This window comes from Actinacidiphila sp. bgisy145 (assembly GCF_057708125.1).
Genome location: NZ_JBYIRL010000025.1, coordinates 76,561 through 102,128, shown reverse-complemented (window position 1 = coordinate 102,128; position 25,568 = coordinate 76,561). Strand labels below are relative to the sequence as shown.

At 72.3% G+C, this 25,568-nt stretch carries 22 protein-coding genes; 8 read left to right on the top strand and 14 right to left on the bottom strand.

The features are described 5' to 3' along the window. The first annotated feature begins 47 nt into the window (after positions 1-47). From AC3ERT_RS22740 to AC3ERT_RS22715, 6 genes are all read left to right on the top strand, one after another. Positions 48-1,046, top strand: coding sequence for an ATP-binding protein (locus AC3ERT_RS22740; RefSeq protein ID WP_335980963.1), 999 nt, complete (start codon positions 48-50; stop codon positions 1,044-1,046). A 170-nt stretch (positions 1,047-1,216) separates the two neighbouring features. After that, a complete protein-coding gene (locus tag AC3ERT_RS22735) occupies positions 1,217-3,526 on the top strand; it encodes a SulP family inorganic anion transporter (RefSeq protein ID WP_435176444.1) in 2,310 nt (769 codons plus the stop codon). An 87-nt stretch (positions 3,527-3,613) separates the two neighbouring features. Further along, on the top strand, positions 3,614-5,572 hold the full coding sequence (acs, locus tag AC3ERT_RS22730) for an acetate--CoA ligase (protein WP_435131385.1): 1,959 nt from the start codon (positions 3,614-3,616) through the stop codon (positions 5,570-5,572). Positions 5,573-5,806: 234 nt separating this feature from the next. Then, positions 5,807-7,204: a Na+/H+ antiporter NhaA gene (gene nhaA, locus AC3ERT_RS22725; RefSeq protein ID WP_435176442.1), complete on the top strand. Its 1,398-nt coding sequence runs from the start codon at positions 5,807-5,809 to the stop codon at positions 7,202-7,204. 81 nt (positions 7,205-7,285) lie between these two features. Continuing rightward, positions 7,286-7,762 (top strand): phage holin family protein, encoded by a 477-nt coding sequence (locus AC3ERT_RS22720; protein ID WP_335980967.1) that lies wholly within the window; start codon positions 7,286-7,288, stop codon positions 7,760-7,762. A 13-nt stretch (positions 7,763-7,775) separates the two neighbouring features. Beyond that, complete coding sequence (locus AC3ERT_RS22715) at positions 7,776-8,831, top strand: alpha/beta fold hydrolase (protein ID WP_435176440.1); 1,056 nt, start codon at positions 7,776-7,778, stop codon at positions 8,829-8,831. Between the two features lie 402 nt (positions 8,832-9,233). Here AC3ERT_RS22715 and AC3ERT_RS22710 read toward each other — a convergent pair whose 3' ends face one another. The 3 genes from AC3ERT_RS22710 to nth all read right to left on the bottom strand — a co-directional run bounded on the left by AC3ERT_RS22710 (position 9,234) and on the right by nth (position 11,991). Beyond that, positions 9,234-10,433: a MarP family serine protease gene (locus AC3ERT_RS22710; protein ID WP_435176438.1), complete on the bottom strand. Its 1,200-nt coding sequence runs from the start codon at positions 10,431-10,433 to the stop codon at positions 9,234-9,236. An 80-nt stretch (positions 10,434-10,513) separates the two neighbouring features. After that, the gene (locus AC3ERT_RS22705) at positions 10,514-11,197 is read right to left on the bottom strand and encodes an NUDIX hydrolase (RefSeq protein ID WP_435131390.1); all 684 of its coding nucleotides are present in this window, start codon (positions 11,195-11,197) and stop codon (positions 10,514-10,516) included. Continuing rightward, positions 11,194-11,991, bottom strand: a complete 798-nt coding sequence (nth, locus tag AC3ERT_RS22700; protein WP_335980971.1) for an endonuclease III — start codon at positions 11,989-11,991, stop codon at positions 11,194-11,196. Before nth ends, AC3ERT_RS22705 begins: the two co-directional genes overlap by 4 nt. Positions 11,992-12,284: 293 nt before the next feature. Here nth and AC3ERT_RS22695 point away from each other — a divergent pair, with 293 nt between their 5' ends. Continuing rightward, on the top strand, positions 12,285-12,959 hold the full coding sequence (locus AC3ERT_RS22695) for a Crp/Fnr family transcriptional regulator (RefSeq protein ID WP_103890795.1): 675 nt from the start codon (positions 12,285-12,287) through the stop codon (positions 12,957-12,959). Between the two features lie 78 nt (positions 12,960-13,037). Here the strand turns inward: AC3ERT_RS22695 and AC3ERT_RS22690 are convergent, their stop codons facing one another. The 8 genes from AC3ERT_RS22690 to AC3ERT_RS22655 form a co-directional block, all read right to left on the bottom strand. Then, a complete protein-coding gene (locus AC3ERT_RS22690; protein WP_435176436.1) occupies positions 13,038-13,982 on the bottom strand; it encodes an alpha/beta hydrolase fold domain-containing protein in 945 nt (314 codons plus the stop codon). 3 nt (positions 13,983-13,985) lie between these two features. Then, positions 13,986-15,350, bottom strand: a complete 1,365-nt coding sequence (gene kynU / locus AC3ERT_RS22685; protein WP_435176434.1) for a kynureninase — start codon at positions 15,348-15,350, stop codon at positions 13,986-13,988. Then, positions 15,343-16,179 (bottom strand): tryptophan 2,3-dioxygenase family protein, encoded by an 837-nt coding sequence (locus AC3ERT_RS22680; protein WP_435176432.1) that lies wholly within the window; start codon positions 16,177-16,179, stop codon positions 15,343-15,345. Before AC3ERT_RS22680 ends, kynU begins: the two co-directional genes overlap by 8 nt. Positions 16,180-16,408: 229 nt before the next feature. Continuing rightward, positions 16,409-16,822 (bottom strand): DUF3151 domain-containing protein, encoded by a 414-nt coding sequence (locus tag AC3ERT_RS22675; RefSeq protein ID WP_335980975.1) that lies wholly within the window; start codon positions 16,820-16,822, stop codon positions 16,409-16,411. Between the two features lie 110 nt (positions 16,823-16,932). Continuing rightward, on the bottom strand, positions 16,933-17,955 hold the full coding sequence (gene fbaA / locus AC3ERT_RS22670) for a class II fructose-bisphosphate aldolase (RefSeq protein ID WP_335980977.1): 1,023 nt from the start codon (positions 17,953-17,955) through the stop codon (positions 16,933-16,935). Between the two features lie 206 nt (positions 17,956-18,161). Further along, entirely contained in the window at positions 18,162-18,701 is a 540-nt protein-coding gene (gene pyrE / locus AC3ERT_RS22665; RefSeq protein WP_435176430.1) for an orotate phosphoribosyltransferase, read from the bottom strand. Between the two features lie 75 nt (positions 18,702-18,776). Beyond that, positions 18,777-19,574 carry an aldose epimerase family protein gene (locus tag AC3ERT_RS22660; protein WP_435131397.1) on the bottom strand — a complete coding sequence of 266 codons (798 nt, stop codon included), beginning with the start codon at positions 19,572-19,574 and terminating at the stop codon, positions 18,777-18,779. A gap of 60 nt (positions 19,575-19,634) precedes the next feature. After that, positions 19,635-20,495 (bottom strand): SRPBCC family protein, encoded by an 861-nt coding sequence (locus tag AC3ERT_RS22655; RefSeq protein WP_435176428.1) that lies wholly within the window; start codon positions 20,493-20,495, stop codon positions 19,635-19,637. Between the two features lie 173 nt (positions 20,496-20,668). Here AC3ERT_RS22655 and AC3ERT_RS22650 point away from each other — a divergent pair, with 173 nt between their 5' ends. After that, positions 20,669-21,130: a DUF6023 family protein gene (locus AC3ERT_RS22650; protein ID WP_435176426.1), complete on the top strand. Its 462-nt coding sequence runs from the start codon at positions 20,669-20,671 to the stop codon at positions 21,128-21,130. On the opposite strand, the gene AC3ERT_RS22645 is transcribed toward AC3ERT_RS22650, so the two are convergent. The 3 genes from AC3ERT_RS22645 to AC3ERT_RS22635 form a co-directional block, all read right to left on the bottom strand. Beyond that, complete coding sequence (locus tag AC3ERT_RS22645; protein ID WP_435176424.1) at positions 21,125-23,215, bottom strand: hypothetical protein; 2,091 nt, start codon at positions 23,213-23,215, stop codon at positions 21,125-21,127. The two genes, AC3ERT_RS22650 and AC3ERT_RS22645, sit on opposite strands and share 6 nt — an antisense overlap. A gap of 100 nt (positions 23,216-23,315) precedes the next feature. After that, positions 23,316-23,609 carry a hypothetical protein gene (locus AC3ERT_RS22640; protein ID WP_435131403.1) on the bottom strand — a complete coding sequence of 98 codons (294 nt, stop codon included), beginning with the start codon at positions 23,607-23,609 and terminating at the stop codon, positions 23,316-23,318. A gap of 236 nt (positions 23,610-23,845) precedes the next feature. After that, a complete protein-coding gene (locus tag AC3ERT_RS22635; protein ID WP_435176422.1) occupies positions 23,846-25,513 on the bottom strand; it encodes a polyamine aminopropyltransferase in 1,668 nt (555 codons plus the stop codon). Positions 25,514-25,568: the final 55 nt, after the last annotated feature.

Here is a 25,568-nt window from a genome sequence, read left to right as displayed (position 1 = left end):
CACTCCCCGTCAGTTCGCTCGGCACACCGCCCCTACGCTTAGCGAACATGAAGATCGCTTTCGTTGGGAAGGGCGGCAGCGGCAAGACGACGCTGTCGTCCCTGTTCATCCGCCACCTCGCCGCAGCCCGCGTCCCCGTCGTCGCGGTCGACGCGGACATCAACCAGCACCTCGGCCCGGCGCTCGGGCTCGATGAGGAGGACGCCGCGGCGCTGCCCTCGCTCGGCGCGCACCTGCCGGCGATCAAGGAGTACCTGCGCGGCGCAAACCCGCTCATCCCCTCGGCCGACAGCATGATCAAGACCACCCCGCCCGGTAGCGGCTCGCGCCTTCTGCGACTGTGCGAGGAGAACCCGGTCTACGCGGCGTGCGCCCGGCAGGTCGATCTCGGCACCGGCGGCACCGCGCGACTGATGGTGACCGGCCCGTTCGCCGAGTCCGACCTCGGCGTGGCCTGCTACCACTCGAAGGTCGGGGCGGTGGAGCTGTGCCTGAACCACCTGGTGGACGGGCGGGACGAGTACCTCGTGGTCGACATGACCGCGGGCAGCGACTCCTTCGCCTCGGGGCTGTTCACCCGGTTCGACCTGACCTTCCTCGTGGCCGAGCCGACCCGCAAGGGCGTCTCGGTGTATCGCCAGTACAAGGAGTACGCCCGCGACTTCGGGGTGAACCTGGCCGTGGTCGGCAACAAGGTGCACGGGGAGGACGACCTCGCCTTCCTGCGGGCCGAGGTCGGGGACGACCTGCTCATCACGGTCGGATACTCGGACTGGGTGCGGGCGATGGAGCGGAGCAGCCCGCCCGGCTTCGAACTGCTGGAGGCCGCCAACCGCCAGGCCCTGTGCGTGATGCACGACCGCGCCGACCGGTCGTACCAGTCCCGCGACTGGCACCGCTACACCCAGCAGATGGCGCACTTCCACCGCAGGAACGCCGAGAGCTGGGGCAATGCCCGGACCGGCGCCGACCTCGCCGCCCAGATCGACCCCGACTTCACGCTGAGTGAGGATCTGGTCGAGGCGCCTGCCGTGCTGTCCCACTGACACCTCCGCGGCGCACCGATACACCGCCTTCCCGCATCCTCAGATTCACTCCAAAGACGGAAATAGTACACGGATTCGGGCTCAAGCCTTCACTCTCCGCAGTCATTCCATTACTCTCCATTTACAGATGCTTGGAGAGCGCGAAAGGGAATGAGAGGAGTGAAGAGCTCATGAGACACCACCGGCACGACGTGTCCGCGTCGATCACCGTGTTCTTGATCGCCGTGCCCCTGTCGCTCGGCATCGCGCTGGCCACCGGCGCGCCGTTGCAGTCCGGTCTGGTCGCCGCGGCGGTCGGCGGCATCGTCGCAGGGCTGCTCGGAGGGACCCCCTTGCAGGTCAGTGGTGGCGCGACGAGCTTGGTCGTGGTCACCGCGGGCCTTGTCGAGCGCTACGGCTGGCGGGCGACGTGCGCGATCACCGTGCTGGCCGGCCTGGCCCAACTGCTGCTCGGCGGACTGCGGGTGGCCAGGGCCGCGCTCGCGGTGAGTCCGGCGATCGTGCACGGCATGCTCGCCGGTATCGGCACGGTCATCGCCATCGGGCAACTGCACGTGGTGCTGGGCGGCAGCCCGCAGGTCTCCGCGGTGGACAACATCGCTGCGCTGCCCGACCAGTTGATGCACAGCCACCCCGTCACGCCCGTCATCGGCGCGGCGACGGCGGCCGTCCTGCTCGGCTGGCCGCGGTTGCGGAGCCGGTTCCGGGCGCTACGGGCGGTCCCGGCGCCGCTCGCCGCAGTCGCGATGGCCACGGCGGTGAGTGCGGCGTGGTCGGTGCCCCGGGTCGACCTGCCACGCTGGACAGCACCTGGTCTGCCCGCTCCACCCGGCGGCCCGGCCACCGCGATCGTCGCGGCCGTCCTGACCGTCACGCTCGTGGCAAGCATGGAGTCGCTGCTGTCGGCCGTCGCGGTGGACGCACTCCAGACGCGGCGCCCGGGGCCGCACGCTCCTCCGGCCCGCCTCGACCGCGAGTTGCTCGGCCAGGGCGCGGCCAATGTGGTGTCCGGACTGCTCGGCGGCCTGCCGGTGGCCGGTGGCGCGATGCGCGGCTCGGCCAACGTCGAGGCGGGTGCCCTGACCCGGCGCTCCACGGTGCTGCACGGCGTGTGGGTGCTGCTGTGCGCGGGGTTCGCCGCCGGAGTGCTCGAGGAGATCCCGCTCGCGGCCCTCGCCGCGCTGGTGATGCTCGTCGGCGTGCGCATGGTCAGCTTCGCCCACATCCGGCACATCCAGCGGCACCGCGAGTTCCCCGTGTACGCGGTCACCCTCGGCACCGTGGTGGTCTTCGGGGTGCTCCAGGGGGTGGCCGCCGGCATCGCGGTCGCCGCCGCCCTGGCACTGCACCGGATCACCCGTATCCGGGTCACCGTCACCCAGGAAGGCGGGTGCCATCGGGTCCGTGCCAGCGGGCAGTTGACGTTCCTCGCGGTTCCCCGGTTGGCCAAGGCCTTCGCCGAGGTGCCGGCGGGTGCGAACGTCGTCGTGGAGCTGGACGGTTCGTTCATGGACCATGCCGCCTATGAGGCGCTGAACGCGTGGAGCACGCGGCACCGTTCGCGGGGCGGGAGGGTGGTGCTCGGCGACGGCGACGGACGGGCGGTCAGCGAACCGGTCAGCGCGCACACCTGCCGCCCTTGGACGCCCTGGCGCAACCACCACTGCACCCGCCCGACGGCCGTCCCGGCCACCAGTGGCGGCCAACTGCTCGGCGGGGTGGGAAACTTCCAGCGCCACACGGCGCCACTGGTGCGCGACGAACTCGCCCGGCTAGCCCGCGAAGGCCAGCAGCCCGGCCAGCTCTTCCTGACCTGTGCGGACTCCCGGCTGGTGACCAGCATGATCACCTCCAGCGGCCCGGGCGACCCCTTCACCGTCCGCAACGTCGGCAACATGGTGCCACCGCCGGAGTCGGACGCGTCCTGCGATTCGGTCGCCGCCGCCGTGGAGTACGCGGTGGACGTGCTCCAGGTATCCAGCATCACCGTGTGCGGGCACTCCGGATGCGGCGCGATGCAGGCGCTGCTCGGCTCCGCTCACGAACCGGGTGCACAGACGCCGCTGGCCCGATGGCTGCGGCACGGCCGGCCGGGCCTGAGCCGGCTCACCGCGGCCACAGCCGCCGGCCCCGTCGGCGCGGCCGCCCCACGTACGGCCCCCGGAAGCGATGCCGCGCCCGTCCCATCCGCGCTCCCGCGCTTCGAGGACCGCCCCGCGGCCGACGATCAGGAACTCCTCGCACTGATCAACGTGATGACGCAGCTGGAGAATCTGACGGCCCATCCGTGCGTGGCCCAACGGGTCGCCGACGGCACCCTCCACCTGCACGGCATGTACTTCCATGTCGCCGAGGCCCAGGCGTACATCCTCGACCCTCCCACCGGCGTCTTCGTTCCGGTCCGGCCCGGAACCGGAGTACCGGGGGCACCGGGCGGGGAAGCTGCCACGTCAGCAGCCATACCCGCCACAAAGGTCTAAACCAGTTCTCCAGGAACCCTTGTCAGGGTGCGCCAGGACTGATGAGGTAGGGGCGGGACATCTGGGACACCCTGACAAGGAGCTGGCGTGAGCAGCAACGAGAGCCTGGCCAACCTGTTGAAGGAGGAGCGGCGTTTTGCTCCCCCGAACGAACTGGCCGCTGCGGCCAACGTCACCGCGGCCGCGTACGAACAGGCCAAGGCCGACCGGCTGGGTTTCTGGGCCGAGCAGGCCCGCCGCCTGACCTGGGAGACCGAGCCCACCCAGACGCTTGACTGGTCGAACCCGCCGTTCGCGAAATGGTTCGCGGACGGACGTCTGAACGTCGCCTACAACTGTGTGGACCGCCATGTCGAGGCCGGCCACGGCGACCGTGTCGCCATCCACTTCGAGGGCGAGCCGGGCGACAGCCGCGCGATCACCTACGCGGAGCTGAAGGACGAGGTGTCCCGCGCCGCCAACGCCCTGACCGAACTCGGCGTGAGCAAGGGCGACCGCGTCGCGGTCTACCTGCCGATGATTCCCGAGGCCGTGGTGGCGATGCTCGCCTGCGCCCGGATCGGTGCCGCGCACTCCGTGGTCTTCGGCGGCTTCTCGGCCGACGCCGTCGCCTCCCGTATCGACGACGCCGACGCGAAGCTGGTCATCACCGCCGACGGCGGCTACCGCCGGGGCAAGCCGTCGGCGCTCAAGCCCGCCATCGACGACGCGGTGGCCCGCACCCCGCAGGTCGAGCACGTCCTCGTGGTCCGCCGCACCGGCCAGGACGTGGAGTGGACCGAGGGCCGCGACCTGTGGTGGCACGAGGTCACCGGCCGCCAGTCCGCCGAGCACACCCCCGAGGCGTTCGAGGCCGAGCAGCCCCTGTTCATCCTCTACACCTCGGGCACCACCGGTAAGCCGAAGGGCATCCTGCACACCTCCGGCGGTTACCTCACCCAGGCCGGCTACACCCACCACGCCGTCTTCGACCTCAAGCCGGAGACCGACGTCTACTGGTGCACCGCGGACATCGGCTGGGTCACCGGCCACTCGTACATCGTCTACGGCCCGCTCTCCAACGGCGCCACCCAGGTGATCTACGAGGGCACCCCCGACACCCCGCACCAGGGCCGCTTCTGGGAGATCGTGCAGAAGTACGGCGTGACGATCCTCTACACCGCTCCGACGGCGATCCGCACGTTCATGAAGTGGGGGGACGACATCCCCGCCAACTTCGACCTCAGCAGCCTGCGGGTCCTGGGCAGCGTAGGAGAACCGATCAACCCCGAGGCGTGGGTCTGGTACCGGGAGCACATCGGCGCCGGCAAGACGCCGATCGTGGACACCTGGTGGCAGACCGAGACCGGCGCCATGATGATCAGCCCGCTGCCCGGCGTCACCGAGACCAAGCCCGGTTCGGCGCAGACCCCGCTGCCCGGCATCGTGGCCACCGTCGTGGACGACGAGGCGAACGAGGTGCCCAACGGCTCGGGCGGCTACCTGGTGCTCACCGAGCCGTGGCCGTCGATGCTCCGCACCATCTGGGGCGACGACCAGCGCTACATCGACACCTACTGGTCCCGCTTCCCCGGCCGCTACTTCGCCGGTGACGGCGCGAAGAAGGACGAGGACGGCGACATCTGGCTGCTCGGCCGGGTGGACGACGTGATGCTGGTCTCCGGCCACAACATCTCCACCACCGAGGTCGAGTCCGCGCTCGTCTCGCACCCCAAGGTCGCCGAGTCCGCGGTGGTCGGCGCCGCCGACGAGACCACCGGACAGGCCATCGTCGCGTTCGTCATCCTGCGCGGCAGTGCCGAGGACAGCGCCGAACTCGTCGCCGAACTGCGCGACCACGTCGGCAAGACGCTCGGCCCGATCGCCAAGCCCAAGCGGGTGCTGATCGTCGCCGAGCTGCCCAAGACCCGGTCCGGCAAGATCATGCGCCGCCTGCTGCGGGACGTCGCGGAGAACCGCGAACTGGGCGACGTCACCACGCTCACCGACTCCTCGGTCATGGACCTCATCCAGAGCAAGCTGCCCTCCGCGCCCAGCGAGGACTGAGACCCGCCCCGGCCCCGCCGAGACCGTTCCCCGAGGGGCGCCCGCACTCCGAGCAGTGCGGCGCCCCTCGGCGTGGCGGGCCCCAGACCGCCGCACTCCGCCACTCGTTCGGGTTAAAGTGACGTCACGTCGCCTCACCATCGCGACGAGACTGATGGGCGCGCCGGGAAGTCTGGTCGGCACACAGGACACCTGTGTCCGAAAGCCGGCTACGACGCCCAGGAGGCCGCCCCCGTGACCGAGCAGCCCCGCCGCCGCTCTTCCATTCTTCTCGGCCGGCTCCCACTGCCCGAACGGAACTTCATCGCCGACGCCCTGCGCGCCGAGACCGTCGGCGGCGTCCTCCTGCTGATCGCCGCCGTCATCGCCCTGATCTGGGCGAACACCATGCACCACAGTTACGACGCCACCGCCCACTTCCACTTCGGCCCGTCCGCGCTCGGCCTGCACCTGTCTGTGGCGCACTGGTCGGCGGACGGCCTGCTCGCGGTGTTCTTCTTCGTCGCGGGCATCGAGCTGAAGCGCGAACTCGTCGCAGGCGAACTGCGCGAACCGGCCAAGGCGGTACTCCCCGTCGTCGCCGCGCTGTGCGGCATGGCGGCACCCGCGCTCGTGTACACCGCGGTCGCCGCGGCCGGGGGCGGCTCGTTCAAGGGCTGGGCGGTGCCCACCGCCACCGACATCGCCTTCGCGCTCGCCGTACTCGCCGTCCTCGGCACCGCCCTTCCATCGTCCCTGCGCGCGTTCCTGCTCACCCTCGCCGTCGTCGACGACCTCTTCGCGATTCTGATCATCGCGGTCTTCTTCACCTCCGGCATCGACTACGTGGCCCTCGCGGGCGCGGCGGCGTGCCTGGTGCTGTTCTGGCTGCTGCAGCGCGGCGGCGTGCGCGGCTGGTACGTGTACGTGCCGCTCGCGCTCGTCACCTGGGCGCTGATGTACAACAGCGGGGTCCACGCCACGATTTCGGGCGTCGCCATGGGACTGCTGCTGCGCTGCGACCGCCGGGAGGGCGAGGAGCACCCGCCGGCCGAACGCGTCGAGCACCTGGTGAGGCCGTTCTCCGCGGGACTGGCCGTACCTCTGTTCGCCCTGTTCGCAGCAGGTGTGTCGGTCTCCGGCGGCGCGCTCGGCGACGTGTTCCGGCGCCCGGAGACCCTCGGCATCGTCCTCGGCCTGGTCTGCGGCAAGGCGATCGGCGTGTTCGGCGGGACCTGGCTGGCGGTCCGCTTCACCCGCGCGGAGCTGAACCCCGAACTGCGCTGGCCGGACGTCTTCGCGCTCGCGACACTGTCCGGCATCGGCTTCACCGTGTCCCTGCTGATCGACGAACTCGCCTTCGCCGACCGCCCGCAGCTCGCCGACGAGGCCAAGGCCGCCGTGCTGCTCGGCTCGGTCACCGCCGCCGTCCTGGCCGCGATCCTGCTCAAGGCGCGCAACAACCGCTACCGCCGGCTCACCGCGGACGAGGAGCGCGACGACACCGGGGACGGCGTGCCCGACGTCTACGAGCAGGACCAACCCGCCTACCACGTCCGGATGGCCGAGATCCTGGAGCGGCAGGCGGCCGAGCACCGCCGGCTCGCCGCGCTCGCCCGGCGGCGGCAGGCGGGCGGCCCTGATGGCACGTAAGGCATGATCGGGGGCAGACATTCACTTGCCCGGACCACCACGACCCGCGAGCGAAGCGGTGCGACGACCACGGAGGACTCGATGAGCCCAGCCTCGAACGGTGACGAGCGCAGCCTCGGCGAGCTGTTCTCCTCCGCCACGGCGGAACTGTCCGCCCTGGTGCACGACGAGATCGCGCTGGCCAAGACCGAGATCCGGCAGGACGTGAAGCGCGCCGCGATCGGCAGCGGCGCACTGGTCGTGGCGCTGGCGCTCGGCCTGTTCGCGGTGCCGATGGGCAGCATGGCGCTGGCGTACGTCATCCACCGCACCGGGCTGCCGCTGGACGCGTCGTTCGGCATCGTGTGCGGGGCGTTCGTGCTGCTCGGCGTGCTGCTCGGCCTGCTGGCCTACAGCCGCTTCAAGAAGGTGAAGAAGCCGGAGCGCTCGATCGCCTCGGCGAAGGAGACCGCCGTGGTGCTCCAGAAGGCCAAGCCGCGCCCGCGCGACACCGCGCCGAAGGACGCCGGGCAGTTGGGCGCCACCGTCGCCGCGCCCGCGCTCGAATCGAAGATGTGACACGCTCGACACCATGAGCCTTCCCGCCGGGTCGTCGCCCAGCCAACCCAGTCGGCCCGCCAGGTCCGCCAGGTCCGAGCAGTCCGACCGGCCCGAACCGGTGCCGGGCCGGATCGACCCGCTGGAGCGCAGCACCCCCCTCGCCCCCGCGCCCACCCGCGGCGGCCAGGTCCCCCGTCTCGACGGCCCCTGGACCCACCGCGACGTGGCCGCCAACGGCGCCCGGTTCCACATCGCCGAAGCCGGTGACGGCCCGCTGGTGCTTCTGCTGCACGGCTTCCCGCAGTTCTGGTGGACCTGGCGGCACCAGCTGACCGCACTGGCCGAGGCCGGCTTCCGGGCGGTCGCGATGGACCTGCGCGGGGTCGGCGGCAGCGACCGTACGCCCCGCGGCTACGACCCCGGAAACCTGGCGCTCGACGTGACCGGCGTGATCCGCTCGCTGGGCGAGCCCGACGCCGCGGTGGTCGGCCACGACCTGGGCGGCTACCTGGCCTGGACCGCCGCCGCGATGCGGCCGAAGCTGGTGCGCCGCCTGGTCGTGTGCTCGATGCCGCACCCCCGGCGCTGGCGCACCTCGATGCTCACCGACCTGCGGCAGAGCAGGGCCGGCGGCTACATCTGGGGCTTCCAGCGCCCCTGGGTGCCCGAGCGGCAGCTCGTCGCGGACGACGCGGCGATGGTCGGCAGGCTGATCCGGGACTGGACGGGGCCCGGGCCGCTGGACGAGGAGGCGATCGACGTCTACCGCGAGGCGATGCAGATCCCGTCCACGGCGCACTGCGCGGTCGAGCCGTACCGTTGGATGGTGCGGTCGATGGCCCGGCCGGACGGCCTCCAGTTCAACCGCCGGATGAAGCGCCCGGTACGGGTGCCCACCTTGCAGATGCACGGCTCGCTCGACCCCGCGGTCGGCACCAGGAACGTGGCGGGCAGCGGGGAGTACGTCGAGGCGCCCTACCGCTGGCGGCTCTTCGACGGCCTCGGGCACTTCCCGCACGAAGAGGACCCGGTGGCCTTCTCGACCGAGCTGGTCAACTGGCTCCAGGACCCCGAACCGGACCGCTGAACCCGCCCGGTACGACAGCGGAGCCGCCCGGTACGACAGCGGAGCCGTCCGGTACGCCTGCCGAACCCGCCCACTGCGATGATCCGATGATCCCCAAAATGCCGGGCGCATAAGCCAATCGGACGACCTGAAGGCGATTACCGACCCGATGGCGCGGGCACGTAGCACCGTATGGGTTCGACGCACGACTACCGTGACGTATCACGCACTCACCGAAACCTCGCAGCCGCCGATCGGGCTGTTCCGATGACGCTGCTCCCCACCGGGGCCGGTCGCCTCGGTATCCCCCGCATACTCGGCCGCCGGGCCCGCTGGGTCAGTGCCCGGCTGCGCCATGTGAGGGACTGACGGCGGCACCGCGCAGCACCCGGCGCCGCGCGCCGAGCCCGCCTCACCGGTCCGTCACAGCGCGCAGCCCTGCGTGCTCACCTGCCCAGTCGCCGTACGCCCTGCTGTCACGTCCGGGGCCACCTCGGCGGCGGTGAGCGCGTAGCCGGTGTGCGCGTCGTCCAGGGACTTGGCGAAGACCACCCCGGCCACCTCGCCGTCGGTGGTCAGCAGCGGGCCGCCGGAGTTGCCCGCGCGGACCGTCGCGTACAGCGAGTACACGTCGCGGTGCACGGTGCCGCGGTGGTAGATGTCCGGGCCGCTGGCCCTGATCCGGTCCCGGACCCGGGCGGCGCGTACGTCGAAGGGCCCGTTCTCCGGAAAGCCCGCCACGATGGCGTCGTCGCGGCTCTGCTCGGGCTGTGTCCTGAAGTGCAGCGCGGGGGCGTCCAGCCCGGGCACGTCGAGGACGGCGATGTCGCGCTGCCAGTCGTAGAGGACCACCCGGGCGTCGTGCAGCCGCCCCTTGCCGCCGATCTGCACGGTGGGCTCGGAGACGCCGCCGACGACGTGGGCGTTGGTCATCACCCGGTCCTTGGCGAAGACGAAGCCGGAGCCCTCCAGCACCTTCCCGCAGCTGGGGGCGGTCCCGACGACCTTGACGATGCTGCCGCGGGCGTCGGTCACCGCCTGGCTGCCGACCAGCGCGGGGTCGGGCGCGGGCACCGAGGTGATCGGCTCGGAGCCGAAGGTGCCGAAGACCTGCGGCAGGCCGTTCTGCGCGAGGGTGTCGCTGAAGTCGTTGAACCAGGTGTCGGCCGACGGCGGCATCACCCGGGAGACCCCGATGAGCACCCTCGAGGACCGCACCTCACGCCCTATCGTCGGCAGCGTCGTGGTCGCCAGCGCGCTGCCGATCAGCCACGCCACCAGCAGCATCGCCAGGACGTTGACCAGCGCGCCGCCACTCGCGTCCAGAGCCCGGGCCGGAGACCAGGTGATGCGGGTGCGGAGCTTGTTGCCCAGGTGGGTGGTGAACGCCTGCCCCACCGACGCGCACACGATGACGATCACGACCGCGGACATCACCGCGACCGAGCCGGGGGTCGCGGTGTCCGTCGCCTTGTCCCACAGCAGCGGCAGCAGGTAGACCGCGGCCAGGCCGCCGCCCAGGAAGCCGGCCACCGACATGATGCCGACGACGAAGCCCTGCCGGTAGCCGATCACGGCGAACCACACGGCGGCGAGGATGAGCAGGATGTCCAGCACGTTCACGGGGAACACGGTCTCACGTCGGCCTGAGCGTGTGGGGCGGTACGGCGCTGCCGGTCGTCACGGCGCCCGATGCGGACGGGCTAGCCGAGCGGTACGGTCCGGTCCCGGTCCCAGGGCCGCTCCCACCCCGCGTAGTGCAGCAACTTGTCGATCAGACCTGCGGTGAAGCCCCACACCAGGGCGCCCTGGACGAGGAAGGCGGGGCCGCGGAAACCGCTGGGGTGCACCAGCGTCGCACGGTTGGCCGGGTCGGTGAGATCCGTCACGGGAACCCGGAAGACGCGTGCGGTCTCGGCCGGGTCGACCGCGCGGACCGGGCTCGGCTCGCGCCACCAGCCCAGCACCGGGGTGACCACGAAGCCGCTCACCGAAATGTACAGCCGCGGCAGCACGCCGAACAGCTGCACTCCGGCCGGGTCGAGGCCGGTCTCCTCCTCGGCCTCGCGCAGCGCCGCCCGCAGCGGGCCGTCGCCTTCGGGGTCGCCGTCCTCCGGGTCGAGCGCGCCGCCCGGGAAGGACGGCTGGCCCGCGTGCGCCCGAAGGGCCGCGGACCGCTCGATCAGCAGCAGGTCAGGGCCCTGCTCACCCTCGCCGAACAGCACGAGCACGGCCGACTGCCGGCCGCCGCCGTCGGGCGGCAGGAACCGGCTGAGCTGCTCGGGCCGCACCGTCCCGGCGGCCGCGGCCACCGGTTCCAGCCACCTCGGCAGCCCGCCGGCGCTGACGTCCACCTTCGGCGCGCCGGCCTCCCAGGACCGCGTCATGAGGCGCCTAGCGGCGGCGCGGGCTGCCCCGGGTAGTCCGGCGGCGGGTTCAGCCGCTGCCCGGGGAAGCCGCCCTTCTCGTACTTCAGCAGCTTCTTCGCCTTCTCCGGGTCCGTCTCGCCCTCGCCGAAGGACGGGCAGAGCGCGGCGATCGGGCAGACCCCGCAGGCGGGCTTGCGGGCGTGGCACATCCGGCGGCCGTGGAAGACGACGCGGTGGGACAGCATCGTCCAGTCCGACTTGGGGAAGAGCGCGGCCACATCGCGCTCGACCTCCTCGGGGTCCTGCGAGGTGGTCCAGCCGAAGCGGCGCGAGAGCCGGCCGAAGTGGGTGTCCACGGTGATGCCGGGGACGCCGAAGGCGTTGCCCAGCACCACGTTCGCCGTCTTGCGGCCCACGCCGGGCAGCTTCACCAGGTCGGCCAGCCGGCCGGGCACCTCGCCGCCGAACTCGTCCCGCAGGGCGGCGGACAGGCCCAGCACCGAGCGGGTCTTGGCCCGGAAGAAGCCGGTCGGGCGCAGGATCTCCTCCAGGTCCGCCGGGTCGGCGGCCGCCATGTCCTCGGGCGTGGGGTACTTCGCGAACAGCGCGGGTGTCGTCTGGTTGACCCGCAGGTCGGTGGTCTGCGCGGACAGCACCGTGGCGATCAGGAGCTGGAAGGGGTTCTGGAAGTCCAGCTCGGGATGGGCGTACGGATACACCTCGGCGAGTTCGCGGTTGATCCGGCGGGCCCTGCGGACCTTCGCGACCTGGGATTCCGCTGCGGGGGCCTTGCCGACCTTGCTCTCTGCCATGTACAAAGGCTACGCCGAAGGCCCGACAGCGTGGGGCCGGTCACACGACTGCGGTACGGGGCCAGGTCCGGTAGCGTGTTCGCTGACAGCGGAACACCCGGTGGCCGCCACCCGTTCGGCGGCGCGGCGGCCCCCAACCACGCAATTCCGGCCGCCAATCGGACCCCCGGAGCACGGCGGCGCGCACACATAAGACAAACTTGTGATTGATCGCACTGTTTCCCGTGTCATGCATCATGGGGACAGCCCGGCTGACAACCCGGTGATGTCGACAGTCGACAAGGAGAGAGCTCGTGGACGACGTTCTGCGCCGTGCCCCGCTTTTCGCGGCGCTCGACGACGAGCAGGCCGCTGAACTGCGTGCCTCCATGACCGAGGTCACGCTGGCGCGTGGCGACGCGCTGTTCCACGAGGGCGACCCCGGGGACCGGCTGTACGTCGTGACCGAGGGCAAGGTGAAGCTGCACCGCACGTCGCCCGACGGCCGGGAGAACATGCTGGCCGTCGTGGGACCGGGCGAGCTGATCGGGGAGCTGTCGCTCTTCGACCCCGGCCCGCGCACCGCCACCGGCACCGCGCTCACCGAGGTGAAGCTGCTGGGCCTGGGCCACGGCGACCTCCAGCCGTGGCTGAACGTACGGCCCGAGGTCTCCACGGCGCTGCTGCGCGCGGTCGCCCGCCGTCTGCGCCGTACCAACGACGTCATGTCGGACCTGGTCTTCTCGGACGTGCCCGGCCGCGTCGCCAAGGCCCTGCTGGACCTGTCCCGGCGCTTCGGTGTGCAGTCCGAAGAGGGCATCCATGTGGTGCACGACCTGACGCAGGAGGAGCTGGCGCAGCTCGTCGGTGCCTCCCGCGAGACCGTGAACAAGGCACTCGCCGACTTCGCCGGGCGCGGCTGGCTGCGGCTGGAGGCCCGCGCGGTCATCCTGCTCGACGTGGAGCGGCTCGCGAAGCGCAGCCGGTGACCGGCATCTGATCGTCCACCGGCCGGCGGCCCCCGCAAGGGGGCCGCTTTGCTGTGTCCGGGGGCCGCAGCGGCGGCGTCACCAGGCGAGTTGGGCGATCTCCTCCACCACGGCCGCGCAGGCACCACTCGACGGGTCGATCAGCGGGAAGTGCCCGACGTCCGGCAGCCACGCCACGGTGGGCTCCTCCCCCGCCGCCCTGGCGGCGCGTACGAAAGCGGCGCTGACCTGCGGCGGAACCACGTTGTCAGTGGTGCCGTGCACGATGGTGGTGGCGATACCGGTGGGCAGCAGCGCGGCCGGGTCGGCGTGGGGCAGGCGGTCGGTGGCGTGGTCGGGGCCGCCGAGGAGGTCGAGCACCGCGCCGGAGCAGACGCGCAGCCGGATCGCCGAGGTGAAGTCGGCGACGGGGGCGAGGGCCACCACGCCGCGGAGGGCTGGAGGTGTGGAGCGGTGCCAAGGGGAAGCGGCGGGCAGCAGGTGGCGGGCGGCGGCCCACAGTGCGAGGTGCCCGCCCGCGCTGTGCCCGGTGTACACGACGCGGCGGGTGTCCACGCTGTCCGCGCCGAGTGCCTCGCGGGCGAGGGCGGGCAGGGCGTCGAGCGCGGCGGCGACGTCGTCGAAGGTGTCGGGCCAGCGCCCGGCAGGCGCGGGCGCGATGCCGTCCGCGTGGTCGCCAGGGGTCTGCGGGCGTATCGCCGTGCGGTCCGCGCCGCCGCGGCGGTACTCGACCGAGGCCACCGCGAGGCCGGCCGCCGCGAGGTGCGCGGCGAGCGGGGAGGCGTGGGCGCGGTCGTAGGCGGCCCGCCAGGCACCGCCGTGCAGCAGCGCGACCAGGGGCGCCGGGCGGGCGCCGCTGCCGGTGGTGGCGGGCCGGTAGAAGTCGATCACCTGGTCGGGGCCGTCCCCGTAGCGCGCGGTGGCGTCCGGGGGCACAAGGGCGTGGCCGAACGCCGATGCCTCCTCGGCCGCCGCCCGGTCGGCGGGCGGCGGCGGGGTCGGGCGGGGCACGGCAGCGGTCATCGGTTACGGGGTCCCTTCGCGGTCGCCCTCGGGCTGGCCTTCGGGTCGGGGGTGGGTGCCGGCGCCCGGGAGGGTGCCCGGGCCGGCGGTGTCGCGTGCGTCAAGGATGTCGGCCAGCACGCGGGCGGCGTGCCAGGCGTCCGCGTAGCGGGTGTAGAGCGGGGTGAAGCCGAAGCGCAGCAGGTCGGGCTGCCGGAAGTCGCCGACGACGCCGCGGGCGATCAGCGCGCGCATCACCCCGCCGGCGTCCGCGCAGCGCAGCGACACCTGGCTGCCGCGCTCCGCGTGCGCCTGGGGTGTCACGGAGCGCAGGCGGCCGCGGGGGTCGGTCGCCGCCACGCACGCGAGGAAGAAGTCGGTCAGGGCGAGGCTCTTGGCGCGCACGTCGGCGAGCGTGACGCCGTCCCAGACGTCGAGGGCCGCGTCCAGCGCGAGCAGGGAGAGGATCTCCGGGGTGCCGACGCGCCCGCGCGCCGCGCCGTCGGCGGCCACGTAGTCCGGGGCCATGCCGAAGGGGTCGGCGTGGGAGTTCCAGCCGGGCAGCGGGGAGTCGAAGCGCGGCTGGTGCTCGGCCCGCACGTAGAGGTAGGCGGGCGCGCCCGGGCCGCCGTTGAGGTACTTGTAGGTGCATCCCACCGCGAGGTCCACGCCGTCGGCGTCGAGGGCGACCGGCAGAGCGCCCGCACTGTGGCACAGGTCCCACACGGCGAGCGCGCCGGCCGCGTGCAGGGCGGCAGTGACGTGGCGCAGGTCGTACAGCCGTCCGGTGCGGTAGTCCACGTGGTTGACGAGGGCGGCGGCGGTGCGGGGCCCGGCCGCCTCGGCGATCCCGTCGGCGGGCACCGGCCTGACGGTGCGGCCGGTGAGGCGGGCCGCGGACTGCGCGATGTAGCCGTCGGTGGGGAAGGTGGCGGCGTCGACCAGGATCTCGTCGCGGTCCTGGGGTGCCATGCGGACGGCGGCGACCAGCGCCTTGAAGACGTTGACGCTGGTGGAGTCGCCGACGACGACCTGCCCGGGCGCGGCGCCGATGAGCGGGGCGATCCGGTCGCCGATCCGCTCGGGCGCCGTCCACCAACCGCTCTCCTCCCAGGAGCGGATGCGCAGTTCGCCCCACTCGCGGCCGACCACGTCGGTCAGCCGCGGCAGCACGGTGGTGGGCAGGGCGCCCAGCGAGTTCCCGTCGAGGTAGACGGCGCTCTCCGGGGAGCCGTCCGCCGGGGCCCCGCCGAGGGTGAAGCGATCCCGGACGGGCGCGAGCGGGTCGGCCGCGTCGAGGGCGGCGGCGCGGTCGGCGAGGGTGTCCTGCACGGTCCGGGCCTCCCGGCTGTCCTGGGCGTAGGGGCGGGTCGCGGGGAGCTCAGACATGGCTGCGCGCCGTCCACAGCTCGGGGAAGACGTTCTTCGCGGCACGCTTCTCCAGCCAGGCCACCCCCGCCGAGCCGCCGGTGCCGGCTTTGGCGCCCATGGCGCGCCGGGTCGCGACGAGGTGGTCGTTGCGCCACCGCCAGACCAGTTCGGCGACGTCGGTGAGGAGTTCGCCGAGCCGCACCAGGTCGGAGTCCTGGTCCTCGGCCGCGTAGACGGCCTGCCAGGCGGCTTCGACCGCGGGGTGCGGTTCATAGCGCAGCGCCGGGTCGCGGTCGAGTACGTCGGCGGGCAGGTCGTAGCCGCGGCGGGCCAGCAGCCGCAGCACCTCGTCGTAGAGGCTCGGCTCGGTGAGGGCCTTCTCCAGTTCGGCGTGCGCGCTGGGGGTGCCGCGGTGCGGCACGATCATGGACGCGGACTTGTCGCCGAGCAGGAACTCCAGGCGGCGGTACATCGCGGACTGGAAGCCGGAGCCCTCGCCGAGGGCGGACCGGTAGGCGTTGAACTGCGCGGGGGTGAGATGCGCGATCGGTTTCCAGGAGGCGTTGAGGGACTCCAGCTCGGGCAGGCTGCGGCGCAGCGCGGCCGTCGCCCCCGACAGGTCGTCCTGCCGCAGTGCCGCGGCCGCGTGGCTCCACTCGTGGACGAGCAGGGTGAACCACAGCTCCATCACCTGGGTGGTGACGAGGAAGGCCATCTCCCCGGGTTCGTCGGAGAGCGGGTGCTGCAGGTGGGTGAGGACGGACGCCTGGACGTAGTCCTCGTAGGGCGTGCTGCCTTCGAACGAGAGGTTCGGGGTCGCCGCCTCGTCGATCGGTGTGTCGGGCATGGTGCTACCTCCATCGTGCCCCGGGGTCGCCGGGCCTGTGCGGCGATCATCTGCGGTGCGGGCAGATCCGGCAAGGGCCGACAGGCAGCAGGGTGGAGGTGGACCGGGTCGCGCCCGGGCCGTACGGGCCCGGCGCCGCGGGTGGGGCACGTACGCCGCGGACCGCCCGGGTCGGGGCGGGCCGCGGCGGAGGTTCGCGTGGACCGGCTTCGGCCGGGCCGCGCGAGGGTCAGCCCAGCGTGTCCGCGGCGGTCGGCGAGCTGTCGCGCAGGAAGGTCGTGCAGCGCTCGTACTCGTCCTGCTCGCCGATCCCCTGCGCGGCACGGGCCAGCGCGTGCAGGGCGCGCAGGAAGCCGCGGTTCGGCTCGTGCTCGAACGGTACGGGGCCGTGGCCGCGCCAGCCGGCCCTGCGCAGGGCGTCCAGGCCGCGGTGGTAGCCGGTCCGGGCGTAGGCGTAGGACTCCACCACCCGGCCGCCGGCGAACGCGTCGTCGGCGAGCTGCGCCCAGGCGAGCGAGGAGGACGGGTACTTCGCCGCCACCTCGGCGGGCGCGGCACCGGCGGCGAGCAGTTCCCGCGGCTCCGGGTCGTCGGGCAGGTGGGTGGGGGCGGGACCCCCGAGCAGGTTCTCGTGATTGGCCATGGGCTCCAGTCTGCCCGAGCCGGCACGCGGAAGGCCCCCGGCAAGTGCCGGGGGCCTCGGGCGAGCGCGGTGGCCGTGGTGCCGCGCGCCGAAGCCGGCGCGGCGGACGGCTACTTGCGGCGGTTGCCCGCCGAGCGCAGGTCCTGGGCGGCGACGACGACGCGCGCGGCCATGCCGGCCTCGGCGGCCTTGCCCCACACCCGCGGGTCGTAGGCCTTCTTGTTGCCGACCTCGCCGTCGACCTTCAGCACACCGTCGTAGTTGCTGAACATGTGGCCGGCGACGGGGCGGGTGAACGCGTACTGGAGGTCGGTGTCGATGTTCATCTTGACCACGCCGTTCTCCAGCGCCTCGGTGATCTCCTCGATCGTCGAGCCGGAGCCGCCGTGGAAGACGAAGTCGAACGCGTTGGCCTTGCCGTACTTCTCGGCGACCGCGTCCTGGAGCTCGCGGAGGATGCTCGGGCGCAGCACCACGTTGCCCGGCTTGTACACGCCGTGCACGTTGCCGAAGGAGGCGGCCAGCAGGTAGCGGCCGTGCTCGCCGAGGCCGACGGCCTCGACGGTGCGGAACGCGTCGTCGACGGTGGTGTAGAGGGAGTCGTTGATCTCGTGGGAGACGCCGTCCTCCTCACCGCCGGTCGGGGTGATCTCCATCTCCAGGATGATCTTCGCCTTGGCCGCCTCGGCCAGCAGCTCCTTGGCGATGGCGAGGTTGTCGTCCAGCGTCTCGGCGGAGCCGTCCCACATGTGGGACTGGAAGAGCGGGTTGCGGCCGGCGGCCACGCGCTCCTGGGAGATCTTCAGCAGCGGGCGGACGTACCCGTCGAGCTTGTCCTTGGGACAGTGGTCGGTGTGCAGCGCGACCGTGACCGGGTACTTCTCGGCGACGATGTGCGCGAACTCGGCGAGCGCGACCGCACCGGTCACCATGTCCTTGCTGTACTGGCCGCCCAGGAACTCCGCACCGCCCGTGGAGATCTGGATGATGCCGTCGCTCTCCGCCTCGGCCAGGCCGCGCAGGGCCGCATGCAGGGTCTGTGACGACGTGACGTTGATGGCCGGGTAGGCGAAGTTTCCGGCCTTCGCCCGGTCGAGCATCTCGCCGTAGACCTCGGGGGTTGCGATGGGCATCGTTTCCGCTCCTCATGGCTGTGCGGGTGGTACTGCTGGCATGCGTGGCGACGTCATCGTCGCCCTCATCTTCCCAGACTCGAACGGATACACCAGCTCGCCATACACCAGGACGGCCGCGGGCGCGCCCTGTGCGCGCGAACAGCTCCCGGGATGTTCCACGTGGAACATCCCGGGAACCGCGGCATCGCAGGTCAAGCCGGTGTTCAGGACAAATCGAGATCAGCCAGAGAGTACGCCGCCAGATAGGGCAGGCCCGCCTCGGCCACCTTCGCGGCCGCGCCCCGGTCGACGATCACCGCGACCGCCACGACCTCGCCGCCCGCCTCGCGGACCGCCTCGACGGCCGTCAGCGGCGACCCGCCGGTGGTCGAGGTGTCCTCCACCACCAGCACCCGGCGGCCCTTGACCTCGGTGCCCTCGATCCGGCGCTGCAGACCGTGGGTCTTGGTGGCCTTGCGCACCACGAACGCGTCCAGCCGCCGGCCGCGGGCGGCCGCCGCGTGCAGCATCGACGTGGCGACCGGGTCGGCGCCGAGGGTCAGCCCGCCCACCGCGTCGAACTCCAGGTCCGCGGTGAGGTCGAGCATCACCTGCCCGGCGAGCGGTGCGGCTTGGCCGTCCAGGGTGATCCGGCGCAGGTCGATGTAGAAGTCGGCTTCGAGGCCCGAGGAGAGGGTCACCTTGCCGTGCACGACGGCCTTGTCCTTGATCTGCCGCAGGAGGGCGGTGCGTACGTCGCTCATACGGATGAGATTAGCCGAGCCGCGGGCATGGGTATGTTCCGGACAGAAGGGCGGAAGCGGGTCTCCCGGCTCCCGTCAGCCGACCTTCTGCCAGCTCCACACCGTGCTGATCTCCAGCGGTTCGATCGGGGTGACCAGGCGCGGATGCGTGTTCAGGCCGTTGGGCGGTCCCGACTGCGGCTCCACGCACACCGCTTCGGGCTGCTCGGTGTAGACGACGACCCACTCGCTCGGGCTGCTGACCCGCACCGTCATCTCCCCGGGCCAGTTCAGGGCGACCTCCACACCGTCCGGCATCCCGAAGCAGTCGTCCCAGGGGCCGGGCTTGGGGTCGATGCGGTTGCCGTTGGGCAGGTGATTGTCGCCGCGCTCCTCCTGCCAGGCGGCGCTGAAGGCCAGCTCGACGTCCTGACCGCCCTGGCCGAGGTTGCGCAGCCACCACGGGTGCCAGCCGGCCTGCGCCGGGAAGGAGTCGCCGCGCGCCTCGACGCTCAGCGTCAGCTTCGCGGAGTGCGGCGCGAGTTCGACGGTGTGGGTCACCCGTCCCGGATACGGCCACGGGTCGGTGAGGTCGTAGTAGAAGGCCGCGGTGGTCGGCGTGGCCGGGGCCGCCTCGTGCCAGACGGAGTGCCGGCCGGTGCCGTGGATCGCGTGCGGCGGCGCGTCGACGGGGAGTTGGTGGCTCACCCCGCCGTTGCGGAACACGCCGTTCTCGGTGCGGCCGCACCACGGCACCATCAGGAAGGCGCCGAACTTGTCCCCCTGGCGCAGGAGTTCGGTTCCGCCGACCTTCAGCGAGGCGATCCGGCAGCCTTGCTCGGGCCGCAGGGTCAGTTCGGCGTCGCCCGCCGTCAGTTTCGTTTCAGTCTCCACGGAAGCGAGCGTAGCGGCCGATACCGCGCGGGCTCACGCGCGCTCGCCCGGGCAGGCGGGTCATCTGCGGCGGCGCAGTACCCTGCCCACCACGACGGCCGACGCCAGCAGCGCCGCGGCCGCCGGCGCCGCCCAGCGCAGCGTCGCCGCCGAGGAAGAGTCCGGGGCGGGCACGGGCGCGTACCGGCCGCGCGGCGGCGCGTGGTCGACCTCCTCCGCGCTGCGGCCGATCATCGTCCGCCGGGCGTGGGCGGCCTCGGCGGGCGGCACCAGGTCGTCCAGCGCGGCGGCGCTCTCCGGGACGTCCACCTCGACCTCGACGAGTTCGAACTCCTCCAGGTCGGCGCCCGGGTCACCGAGGTCGTCCACGATGTCGGGTTCCTCGGAGTCCGGCTCCGCGGTGCCTGGCGCTTCGGTGCCTGGCGCTTCGGCGTCGGCGGTGGGCTCGGGGCCGGTGGGAGGTTCCTCCTGCGCGGTGGGCGGTTCGAGCTCGGCGACGCCCGCGGAGAAACGGTCCAGCAGGCGGCGGAGTGCGGCTTCCGCGACCGCCGGGTCGTAGGACGTGAGCCGGCCGTTCGCGGTCGCCTCGCCGCGGTAGGTGATGGTGCAGCCGGACCGGGGCACGTCGATGTCCGCGAGGGTGATCTGGAGGGTGGCCTCGACCACGCCTTCGCCGCGCACCTCTGTGCCCCGCGCCTCCAGCGTGAAGGGCGGGGCGTCGCCCGTCACGGTGACGGAGCCGCGGTAGGTGATGGTCGAGCCGGCGATGCGCAGGCGCAGGCGCCCCCGCGCGACGCGCTCGTCCGTGGCCGTGTCCGGGTCCGGCTGCCAGCCCGGCAGGGCGGATGCCGCGGCGCCCGGGGTACGGAACGTTTCCGCCAGCCGGGCGGACGGGGTCGGGACGAAAGACTCGTGCTCCATGCGGCGGAGCCTACCCACGCGGAACCGGATTGACGGCTCTCCGTCCGCATTTCCCCCACCCGCCCGCCCCTCCCCCGCCCCCTCCAGGCCGCCCGGCCCGCCTACCGCCGCCACGAACAGAGGTGCACTATCTTCACTTCTGCCCGATTCCGCCGGGAAGTCCGGAGCAGACCATGTCGCGATCCTGGTACGGCACCGTCGTAGCCCTCTTGGCCGCCGCCGTCCTCCCCCTCACCGCGGGCTGCGGCACGTCCCGCCACCCGGTCCGCCCCACCGCCGGCACCACCCGCAGCGAGGGGGAACTGCGCCGGCAGGCGGAGGCGCGGCTGACACCGTCGTCCGACGTCCGGTTGCGGTGGACCGGCGCCGTCGAGAGGCGGCGCCGGCTGGGCCGGACGACCCCAAGGCTTCCCGCCGGGAAGTACGTCCTGGAGGCGGCGTGTGCGGGGTCAGGAGCGGTGGAGCTTTACTGGAACACGAAGCAGCGGGACAACGACGCCGAACCGGAAGTGCGCTGCGGAGACGGCGTTACCAGGTCCTATTTCAGCGGTGACAACCTCGTCGCGTTCGCGTTCGAACCAAGTGACATCTACCCGCCGTCCGGCTACTTGTCGTGGCAGATCATCCCGTCATGAGGAGTCCCCGCGAGTGACGCCTCGGCCGAGCAACGAGTCGAACGCGCCGCGTCCGGCGAGCCTCGTCACCACCGCCGGGTCCTCGATCCAGTCGCTGTAGGAGCCCAGTTGGCGCGGCGTCATCTTCGCGAGTGCCTGCTGCCCGCCGTACTTCCTCATGACCGAGACGAAGTCGTCCTCCGGGCCGGTGATGTATTTCACCGCGCTCCCGCCGCGCCCGTATGGATCGCCCGTGTACGTCGTAGGCGCGCTATGGCCAGGCAGCTGCACCGCGACCGGCCGGATGCTCTTGATGGTGGCAGCCGAGCCAAGAAGCGCTGAGGCGTGGCTGGCGAACGTAGCCCACCACGTCGTGCTCAGCTCTGCGTCCTGGAGGCCCTTCAGTCCGTCCACCAGGTCCTTCGGCGCTTCTCCGGGCGTCGCCATGACCGTCTGGTGAATCCAGCTCTCCAGGATTCCCGTGGCGATCTCCTGGCCCGTCTGTTCTGCGAAACCGGCAGCGCCGTCCGGGCCCGTGGCGAGGGTGGCGGCCGCACGGACGAGGTTCTCCCGTGAGCTGGTCATCGCGTCCGCCCACGCCTGGCTCTCGGCGCCGAGCTGCTGCTCGGTCGTCGTGAAGACGTCACCGTAGAAACCGTCCATCAGGCCCTTCGAGAAGCTGAGGTACGCGACCGCGTCCTGGTCCTCCTCGCTGAGCCCCGCGGTCTCCGCGTCGTTCACGAGCTTCCGGCCGCTCGCCTCGAAGAGTGCGCTCATGCTCGCGGCTGCTTGGGGGTTGCGGATGGACTCCTCCATGAATGCCTTCCAGACGGAGGGGTGGAGCTCGAGGCCGTCGCGGGTGGGGTTCTGGGAGTGGGTGAAAGCGGTGGGGTTCCAGGTGGGGGCGGGCCAGAAGGCGTCCTGGGCCGGGGAGGTGATCGCGTACTGGAGGTCGTCCCAGTGCTGGGCCAGGATCTCGGAGAAGAGGAGGGAGACCGCGGGGTAGGGGTGGGCGGTCCGGAGGGACGGGTCCTGGGAGTGGGCGAGGTTGGTGGTGAGGAGCCACGCGGTGTTGCGGTCGGAGAGGGCGGGGTGGGTGTCGCGGAGGGTGACCGTCGCGGCCTTGAGGGTGGCGGTGAAGGCGGCGATCCGCTCGGGGGTGGTGCTGCCGCCGCCCGGGTAGAGGGCGTTAGCGGCGATGTCGGGGCGCCGGGCAACGAACTGGCCTGCGGCGAGCGGGCACTTGGCGAGGGCGTCGAAGAGCTGGACGTAGTGGTCGGCGTGCCAGGGGTCCTCTACGGCGGGGGAACCGGACATACGCGGGGTGACGCTGCGGGACGGGTCGGTGGTGAAGGCGCGGTCGGCGAGGGCGAGGAGGAAGTCGGGGGCGTAGGTGCCGCTGTCGACGAGGGGAAGGAGGAGGTCGGGGCGGAACCCTTGGCCGGGGTCGTCGAAGCGGTCGAACCAGGTCGACCAGAAGGCGTGTCGATCGCGCTCGGGGCTGGTGTCGGCCGCGACGCGGGTGAACCCGCCGAAGGTACGGGCCAGGACGTCGCGGTCATAGGCGAGTTGGTCGGGGTGGTCCGGGTAGCGGCGGTCGTAGGGGCTGCCGGACATGGCGTTGGACAGTTGAGACAGGCGGCGGGGGCCGAGGGTGGTGTAGAAGCCGCGGAGGAAGTCGCCGTCGTAGCCGCCGGCGGCGAGTTCGGCGAAGAGGTGCTCGGGGACGGCGCCGTAGTGGTCGGCCATCTGCTGGTCGAACGCGCGGGCGAGGGCGCTGCCTTGGGCGGTGGCGCGGGCGGCTGCGCCGGGGGTGACGGCGCTGTCGGGGACGGAGATCAGGGTGCGCTGCGAGCTGTGTTCGCCGATGGCGGCCGCGAGGCGCTGGCGGCGGCGGAGCAGGGGGAGTTCGCCGTCGGCCCAGCGGGAGATGGCGAGCAGCCGGTCCAGCGGCCGGGTGTCGAGGTCGTAGTGGGCGAAGCGGTTGCGGAAGCGGGTGGCGCTGTCGTGCAGCCGTTTGGTGTCGGTCTCCAGGGAGTTGATGGTGCCGGGCAGCCGGTCCGGGTCGATGCCGGAGAAGGTCGGCTTCCGCTGGGGGTGTCCCATGTGTCGTCCCACGGTGCTTCCGTGCACGCGGACGCGGCGGCTGTGCGCGGGCCCGGGTACGTACGTACGGGGGTCAGGGGCGGTCTCGCCCCGGCGGCAACTACGGCTGGAGCAGGTCCACCTGGAGGCTCTTCGCCTCTCCCACGGTCACCTGCGGCGCACACGCGCTGATCGCGGTCTCCACCAGCGGTACCAGCAGGTCGAGTTGGGCCAGCAGGTCGGTGCGGCGGGCCCGCGCCTCGGTGTGCCAGGTGTCGGCGGTCGGGCCGACCCAGATCTCCCCCTGGCCGATGTCGGCGCACGGGCCCTTGAGCAGGGCGCGAAGGTCGTGCATCTCCTTGAGGAGATCCGTTCTGAGGGTGACCAGTTGCTCTCGCCACGGGTTGTCCACCATGGGCCCGTGGCTGTCGTCCGCCGCCACCCGCCGCCTCCCGTCGTACCGTCGTACGTCTCCCCCGCGCATACCGAGCGCACCCGGACACCCCAAGGCATCCCAGGCACCCGCGATCGCCGCGAAGGGTCACCAACTCCGCTACTCACCACGGTAATTCTGACACAACCCGGGCATCGCCCATCACTTTGCGTACACACGATACGGTGACGCCCCGCGCCAAACCGCCCCGCACCCCACTACTCCGCGACGCGCGGACGCAGCAGCGTGGACGGCGGCACCGGGTGGGACGGACGTTCCCGCTCCGCCCGGCGGGCGGCGGCACCGAGGTCCGCAGCGGTGAGCGCCGAACCGGACCCGGGCGAGGCGGAACCCGACGGAGTCGCCGCACCGGCCGGGGCCGACTCGCCCCGCGCGTCCGACGCTCCCGGCCGCTCCGGCGGAAGCCTGAGCCGAGGCGGCACCGAAGTGGGCGCGGCCAGCAGGAAGTTCCAGTCCTGCGTCGCGCCGCACGCCCCGGAGGCGGGCAACGTGTACGGGGTGCCGCGCAGGGACACGGCCCGAAGCGTCGCATCTGTTGTCCACAGGCTGTGGACAACGGAACCCGCGTGAACGGCGATCCGCCCCCCGGCTGCCAGTTCACGCGCGGCCAGCCCGTAGAACTCCTGCGAGTAGAGCTTCGCGCTGTCGGAGTCGCCGGGCGCGGGCAGGTCCTCGATGATCACGTCGTACCGCTGCCGGGCCGCGCTCCCCCCGCGTACGGACCGGCGCAGCCAGCCGAACACGTCGCCCCCCACCTCCCGCACCCTCGGGTCGCCGAACGCGTGCCCGTTGAGCGCGGTGAGCCCCGGGTCGGTGCGGCCCAGCCGGGCGACCTCGGTGTCGCCGGGGACGACGGTGACCGCCAACACGCCCTGGTAGCCCAGCACTTCACGCAGCGCGAGCCCGTCACCGCCGCCGAGGACCAGCACCCGGGCGTGCGGCCCGCTCATCGCCGGTGCCACCAGCGCCTGGTGGTGGACGGCCTCGTCGGCGCCGCAGACCGCCAAGTCGCCGTCGACGTACAGCCGCAGCGAGGCGCCGCCGCCCGTGCCGGTGCCGCCGGCGAGCACGATCTCCTCCGCGCCGGTCTGCTCGGCGACGCGCACCCCGTCGCCGTACACGGCGTGCCGGGCGGCGCGTTCGAACGGCCCGGCGCCGACGGCCGCGCACGCGAGCAGGGCGAGCACGCCGACGTTGGCGGTCAGCAGCCAACCGCGCGCGCGGGCGGACAGGTCGCCGCGGAAGAGCCACAGCATGATGCTGCCGCCCGCGACCGCGTTGACCGCGCCCGTCGCGAGCGCGCCGGTCAACTGCCCCAGGAACGGCAGCAGGACGAAGGAGAAGGCCAGGCCCCCGAGGAGCGCGCCGACGTAGTCCGCGGCGAACAGGTCGGCGACGGCACCGCCCGCGTCCTGGCGGCGGATGCGCTGCACGAGCGTCATCAGCAGCGGCACCTCCGCCCCGATCAGCACGCCGATCACATAGGCGCAGCCGATCATGGCGAACCGGGCCTGGCCGTACCAGGCGAAGACCGCGTAGAGCGTCATCACCGACAGCCCGCCGACGAGCGCGAGCGCGGACTCGACGGCGACGAACGCGGCGGCGGCGCGGCTGCGCAACCGTTTTGCCAGCAGCGAGCCGCAGCCCATCGCGAAGACCATCACCGACAGCACCACTGACGCCTGGGTGACCGAGTCGCCGACCAAGTACGAGGCGAGGGCGACGAGTTCGAGTTCGTACACCAGCCCGCAGGCGGCGCAGACGAAGACGGCCGCGAGGACCAGCGCGCGGGCCGCCCGCACGGGGACGGGCAACGCCAAGGCGAGCGGGCGGGGGGTTTGCGGTCGTCCGCGCTGGTCGAGCATGAATGCACGCTATGTCAGGGTTGCGCCGTCACCCGTCACCCACAAGGGTGCAATT